This window comes from Comamonas denitrificans, assembly GCF_017368815.1.
GTDB lineage: Bacteria > Pseudomonadota > Gammaproteobacteria > Burkholderiales > Burkholderiaceae_C > Comamonas > Comamonas denitrificans.
The window spans coordinates 1-5,686 of the sequence record NZ_JAFNME010000061.1 but is presented as its reverse complement, the minus strand read 5'-3'; the positions used below and the strand labels follow the sequence as shown (position 1 = coordinate 5,686).

Sequence of the window (5,686 nt, the reverse complement as noted above, 5' to 3'; positions counted from 1 at the left end):
CAGGCGGGGGGGAATGGGGAATGTTCTGTTCAGACATGGTGCGCGGATTGTCTCAGAACGTGTTCACGATTTCCGCGCGAAGGGGTGCGGGATGCGGATCGGGATGGGCTGCAAGGCGCAAACCACAGACATAGCACTAGCTATGGCGAGGATTTGCAACGCCGCAGACCGCCCGAGGCCGCGACTGCACACCCGCGAGGAGGTTGTGAGCACGTTCTCAAACCCATCGCGCATCCTGGGCATCCTCACCTGCCGCCGACTTAGCGATTGGCGTAAATTTGGTCAAAACTGGCCCCATCGACAAAATGCGCCTGGCTGGCTTTGCCCCAGCCGCCAAAGGCCTGGTCAATGGTGAGCAGTTCCAGGCGCGGGAAGCGGTCGGCAAACTCGGCCTGCACCTGGGGATCGGTGGGACGGTAGTGGTGCTTGGCCGCGATGCGCTGGCCTTCGGGGCTGTACAAGTGTTGCAAATAGGCTTGGGCGACCGTGCGCGTGCCTTTTTTGTCCACGACCTTGTCCAGCACGGCCACCGAGGGCTGGGCCAGGATGGACAGGGAGGGAACGACAATTTCCACCTTATTCGGGCCAAACTCTTTGAGCGCCAGAAAGGCTTCGTTCTCCCAAGCCAGCAGCACATCGCCCACCCCACGCTGCACGAAGGTGATGGTGGAGCCGCGTGCGCCAGAGTCCAGCACCGGCACATTGCGGTAAAGCTGGCGCACAAAATCCCGCGCTTTTTCGGCGCTGCCGTATTGGCGTTCGGCAAACGCCCAAGCGGCCAGGTAGTTCCAGCGGGCACCGCCGCTGGTTTTGGGGTTGGGGGTGATGATTTTTATGTCTGGGCGTACCAGGTCATCCCAGTCTTTCACCCCTTTGGGGTTGCCCTTGCGCACCAAAAACACAATGGTCGAGGTGTAGGGGGCGCTGCCATGGGGCAGGCGCTGCTGCCAGTTGGCAGCCAAATGTCCGCCATGCTGCACCAAGGCATCAATGTCACCGGCCAAGGCCAGGGTGGCGACATCGGCATCAATCCCATCAATGATGGAGCGCGCTTGCTTGCCCGAGCCACCATGCGATTGCTTGACCGTGACCACCTGCCCCGTTTTGGCCTTCCAGTGCTTGGCAAATGCTTGGTTGTAGTCCGCATACAGCTCGCGGGTGGGGTCGTAAGAGACGTTCAGCAAAGTCACGGCTTGCGCTGTTGGCGTCGCTTGCTGGGCCCAAACTGCTGGGGCGCTGAACGCTAGGGTCAAGCTCCCAGCAAGGGTAAACAGGGTGGGAATCTTGATAAAGTTGCGGCGATTTTTCATCGTGGGCTTTCTTTGGAGAAGTTTTCTTTTGAAAAAAGGGAACAAGCAGCGTGCTGTTGCCACGCATTCTCAAAGCAAGCTTATAAAACTCAAACCAATAGAATTTCAGTTTGTTATTACTTAAAAATCTGAAATCAACAAGGACCCTGTTATGACGCGCACCGTTTACTGCATCAAATTGAATAAAGAAGCCGATGGCCTGGATTTACCCCCCTACCCTGGCGAGCTGGGCAAGCGCATTTTTGACAATGTCAGCAAACAAGCCTGGGCCGCTTGGCTCAAGCACCAGACCATGCTGGTCAATGAAAACCGCCTGAACCTGGCCGATGCCCAAGCCCGCAAATATTTGGCCAAACAAATGGAAGCGCACTTTTTTGGCGATGGAGCCGAAGTGGCTGCAGGCTACACGCCGCCTTCGGCCTGAAGGGCGTGCGCATCGCCATGCCATAATCACGCGTTTTTTGCGGGAGAGAGGGCTGCCGTCACCACCAGCCCCGCCGAAGGCGCAAACTCCCATAATCGCTCAGGCCCCGGTACCGCAAAAAGATTTCGCCGACTGGAGAGTAGCCACCGCCTGGCCCATGGCCGGGCGCAGTGGCTCACCGAAGGGGCAAGTGCGCCACCCGCGCACGCAACTCTCAGGTAACAAGGACAGCGGGAGAGGCAACCACCCCCCTCTTTCATCTCCTTCACCCCGCAAGGTGCTTATGCTGCTGCCCTCGACTTCTTTGCTGGACTCCTTCCAGCTCTCGCAACTGACCACCATGCTGGTCATTTACCTGATTGCCATCACGGCCGAAGCCATGTCCGGCGCCCTGGCTGCGGGGCGGCGCAATATGGATATTTTTGGCGTAGCCGTGATTGCCTTTGTCACCGCGCTGGGCGGGGGCACCATCCGCGACATGGTCTTGGGCCACTACCCCATTGGCTGGACGCAGCACCCCGAATACGTCTATCTGGTCATTGGCGCCGGGCTGCTGACCACCGTCATCGCCCGCCATATGCGCCACTTGAAGCAGGTGTTTTTGCTGCTCGATGCCATGGGGCTGATTGCCTTTTCGCTCATCGGCTGCAGCGTGGCGCTAGAGCATGGCTACCCGCGCGTGGTGGTCATCATGGCCGGCATGCTCACGGGCATCAGCGGGGGCATCGTGCGCGATGTGCTGTGCAACCAGGTGCCGGTGGTCTTTCGCCGTGAGCTGTACGCCAGTGTCTCGCTGGCCGTGTGCTTGCTGTATTGGCTGCTCAGCGCCTGGAATGTGAACCACGACATCAACATCGCCGTGTGCTTTGCCGGTGGTCTGGCGTTTCGCCTGCTGGCCATTCGCCTGAAGTGGCGTTTGCCGGTGTTTTCCTACCAAGAGCGCTGGGAATGAGTGGCCTGCTGCCAAACTGGCTGGCCCCCTTGCCCCGCGCTTGGGCGCAGCACGCCACGTGGCGCGTGTTGGATGCCAGCGGCAATGCCGATGCCCTGCTCGCCCTGCACCGGGCTGTTTTCAGGGCGGCCCCGCCGCCGCGCCCAGCCGCCCCAGCGGTACTGCATTACGTGCTGGTGCTCCACGATGCCCAGGCCCTGCAAACCCACGCCCCTGCCGCTTGGCAGCCCTGCTTGCAAGGCCTTTTGCCCGGTGTCCACCGGCTGGCACTGGAGGGCGGTGCGCTGCAACTGACCCTGTGGCTGGGCCCGACAGAGAGCGTGCTGCGCCAGCAAAGCATGGTGGCCGACACCATTTTGATCGGCAGCGCTGAGGGTGCTTCGGCCTGGCTCGCCCCCCATGCCCTCAAACCGCTGCTGCGCCACTGCCAGCGCGGCACCCAATTTTTAGGAGCAGCTAACGCAGCACTGGCAACGCTATTGGCCAAAAATGGCTGCACGATTGCCCCTGAAACACCCGCCCTGCACGCCCGCTTTGACCCGCCCTGGACGCTGCGCAAAACCCCATCCCCAAGCGCCCCACCCGGCACCGCCTTGGTCATAGGTGCGGGGCTGGCTGGCAGCAGCGCCGCCTGGAGCCTGGCCCAACGCGGCTGGCAAGTCACCGTTTTGGGCCAAGGCGCAGCGCCTGCCGATGGGGCCTCGGGCCTGCCCGCCGGTTTATTTTGCCCCCACACCTCGCCAGACGACTGCGTACTGTCGCGCCTGTCGCGTGCTGGGTTGCAAACGCTGTTACCCCGTTTAGAGCAGCTGTGCCAGCGCGACCACGATTGGGCGCAAAGTGGCGTTTTAGAGCACGATGCGCTGCAACCAAGCTATCTGGCATGGAAAAACGGCCCTGGATTAGCTTGGAGTCAAGCGGCAACAGCTACTCAATGTGTAGCAGCTGGCCTCCCCCCCGATGCCCGCGCCCTGTGGCACCAACGCGCCGGCTGGCTGCGCCCGGCCGCCTTGGTGGCGGCGCAGCTCAAGCACCCGCGCATTCGCTTTATCGGCCAAGCCCCTGTGGCCCAGCTGCGCCATGAAGGCGGCCAATGGCAGGCCAAAGACGCGCAAGGCCAGCTGCTGGCCGCCGGGGCCAACATCGCCATCGTGGCCGCAGGCATGGGCAGCAGCGCCTTTTTGCCTGCGCTTTGGCGTTTGCAAGCCCTGCGCGGGCAAGTCACCGTGGGGCCGGCAGATAACGCCGCTGCCCTACCGCCCTTCCCCGTGAATGGCAGTGGCAATTTGGTGCCGCAGGTGCCAGGCCCGGACGGCGCTTTCTGGGTCATGGGCTCCACCTTTGAGCGCGATGTCAGCGCCCTGCCCGTCTCTGCTGCAGACCAAGCCAGCGCCCACGCCCACAACCTGGGCAAGCTGGCGCAATTGCTGCCCGCCACAGCGCAGCAGCTGCAAGCGGCCTTCACCCCTGGCGACCCCGCCTGCCAGCCCACCTGGGCACGGGTGCGCGTGGCCAGCCACGACCGCCTGCCCATCGTCGGCCCCGTGCTGCCCAGCTTGGGGCTATTTGCCCTGACCGCTTTAGGGGCACGCGGCATCACCTTGGCGGCGCTGTGCGGCGAGCTGCTGGCCGCCCAATTGCACGCCGAGCCCCTGCCCCTGGAAGCTCAACTGGCCCAACACCTGGGCACCCATCGTTTAGGCTAAACCACTTATAAACCATAGCTGCTAGCGCTTATAAATAAAGGGCTAGCAGCCAATTTAACCAAAATTTTCACTATGCAAGCCCTGCTTGACTGCATCGCCCAGCTGACCCCGCCCACCGATGCCGGCCGGTTATTTCATGGCCGGGGCGGACGCTACCCCGGCTGCGAGCACCTGAGTCTGGATGCCTACCCCCCCGTGCTGCTGCTGACCAGCTTCACCCCCTTGGATGCGGCCAGCCTGGCGACGATCGACCAGGCGCTGCAGCAACGCTTTGCGGCCTTGGGGCAAACGTTGAACTGGGTGTACCAACAACGTGGTGCGGGGGCGCACAACCAGCTGATGCGTGGCACGGTGCCGCAGCTGCACACCGTCAGCGAAGGCCTGGCCCGCTACCGGGTGCGCCTGCTGCAAGGGCAAAACCACGGCCTCTTTTTGGACATGGCGGCCGGGCGTGCATGGGTTGGCCAGCACCTACAAGCCCTGCGCGAACAAGGCCATGCGGACATCAAAGTGCTCAATTTGTTTGCCTACAGCTGCGCTTTTTCTGTTGCCGCGCTGCAGGCCGGGGCCAGCGAAGTCATCAATATGGACATGGCCAGCAGCACCCTGGCGCTGGGGCGCGAAAACCACCAACTCAACCAATTGACCGGGGCCAAATTTTTTGCCCATGATATTTTCAGCAGCTGGGGCAAACTCAAGCGCCTGGGGCCGTATGACCTGGTCATTGCCGACCCACCCAGCTACCAAAAAGGCAGCTTTGTCGCCACCAAAGACTATGCCCGCCTGGTGCGCCGCCTGCCCGATTTGCTGACCGCCCAGGGCCACGCCCTGCTGTGCCTGAACGCCCCGGAGCTGAGCAGCCAGTTTCTGCGCGACACCGTCGAGGCCGAAGCGCCCGCGCTGCAATTCATCCAGCGCTTGGCCAACCCGCCTGCGTTTGCCGATGTGGATGAGGAGCGCAGCTTGAAAGTGCTGGTGTACCAGCAAGGCCCCGCCCCCCAGCCGCCTCCGCACTGAGGCGCAAGACCATGCCAGCCGGAAAAGAAAAACGCCCGATGCTGCTACGCACCAGGCGTGATGGGCCAGGCCGCTAGGCCATTTGGCATGAGGCGCTAGGCCATTACTTGCGCTGCGGCGGCACGTCGGTGCAGCTGCCGTGGGCCACTTGAGGGGGAACACCTCGTAGATGCGGGCGATCAGCACCGCCCACAGGTAGTGCGCTGCACGCTTGGGCAGCACCGGCTCGCTCTGGGATGGCAGCGCGCTGCTCATCGGTACCACACCAGGCGCGCAC

5 protein-coding genes and 1 riboswitch are annotated in these 5,686 nt (G+C 62.6%); of the genes, 4 read left to right on the top strand and 1 reads right to left on the bottom strand.

Features of this window, described 5'->3' with window-relative positions; all coding sequences use genetic code 11:
* Nucleotides 1-260: 260 nt before the first annotated feature.
* Nucleotides 261-1,310: a sulfate ABC transporter substrate-binding protein gene (locus J1777_RS14100; RefSeq protein ID WP_207576299.1), complete on the bottom strand. Its 1,050-nt coding sequence runs from the start codon at nt 1,308-1,310 to the stop codon at nt 261-263.
* 151 nt (nt 1,311-1,461) lie between these two features.
* Here J1777_RS14100 and J1777_RS14095 point away from each other — a divergent pair, with 151 nt between their 5' ends.
* The 4 genes from J1777_RS14095 to J1777_RS14080 all read left to right on the top strand — a co-directional run bounded on the left by J1777_RS14095 (nt 1,462) and on the right by J1777_RS14080 (nt 5,409).
* The gene (locus J1777_RS14095) at nt 1,462-1,734 is read left to right on the top strand and encodes an oxidative damage protection protein (RefSeq protein ID WP_207576298.1); all 273 of its coding nucleotides are present in this window, start codon (nt 1,462-1,464) and stop codon (nt 1,732-1,734) included.
* A gap of 30 nt (nt 1,735-1,764) precedes the next feature.
* Nucleotides 1,765-1,859: riboswitch (glycine riboswitch) on the top strand.
* Between the two features lie 161 nt (nt 1,860-2,020).
* Nucleotides 2,021-2,686, top strand: coding sequence for a trimeric intracellular cation channel family protein (locus tag J1777_RS14090; RefSeq protein ID WP_207576300.1), 666 nt, complete (start codon nt 2,021-2,023; stop codon nt 2,684-2,686).
* The gene (mnmC1, locus tag J1777_RS14085; protein WP_207576297.1) at nt 2,683-4,392 is read left to right on the top strand and encodes an FAD-dependent 5-carboxymethylaminomethyl-2-thiouridine(34) oxidoreductase MnmC1; all 1,710 of its coding nucleotides are present in this window, start codon (nt 2,683-2,685) and stop codon (nt 4,390-4,392) included. The genes J1777_RS14090 and mnmC1 overlap by 4 nt, the downstream gene beginning before the upstream one ends.
* A 72-nt stretch (nt 4,393-4,464) precedes the next feature.
* Nucleotides 4,465-5,409 (top strand): class I SAM-dependent methyltransferase, encoded by a 945-nt coding sequence (locus J1777_RS14080; RefSeq protein WP_207576296.1) that lies wholly within the window; start codon nt 4,465-4,467, stop codon nt 5,407-5,409.
* The last annotated feature ends 277 nt before the right edge of the window (nt 5,410-5,686 follow it).